At 40.5% G+C, this 412-nt stretch carries 1 pseudogene; it reads left to right on the plus strand.

What is annotated here, in order from left to right:
* Positions 1-104: 104 nt before the first annotated feature.
* Positions 105-412: pseudogene (locus CWC04_RS19420) on the plus strand (exonuclease domain-containing protein); the annotation flags it as partial.

The raw sequence follows: 412 nt of genomic DNA on the forward strand, positions 1-412 counted from the left end.
ACTATAAACTACCTCGCCCATATGCCATAATCTAAATAATTAATAATTTTAGTAACTGCGAGGGTAGTTAAGCGTGTTTAAGTTAACTAATCAGGGTTTTCATCATGGCATATCAAGAGCAAAATCAAGCAACAATCTACTGGCACCATTATGAAACTTGGGGGGCGAGCCCTCAAAAGGATAAGCCGAGCCAGTTTGCGGGGAGTCGTACCGACCTTGATTTAAAAATAATTGGCGAGCCGCTTAATGAATATTGTAAGCCGATAGCGGATTACTTGCCTCACCATGAGGCAAGTTGAATTACCGGTATTACGCAACATAGTGGCGATGCAAAAAGGTTTGGTTGAGGCTGATTTTATATACAAAATTCAAGCTGAATTTAGTGCTCCAAACACCTGTGAGTCTGGTTATA

The organism is Pseudoalteromonas sp. S2893 (genome assembly GCF_005887105.1).
GTDB lineage: Bacteria > Pseudomonadota > Gammaproteobacteria > Enterobacterales > Alteromonadaceae > Pseudoalteromonas > Pseudoalteromonas atlantica.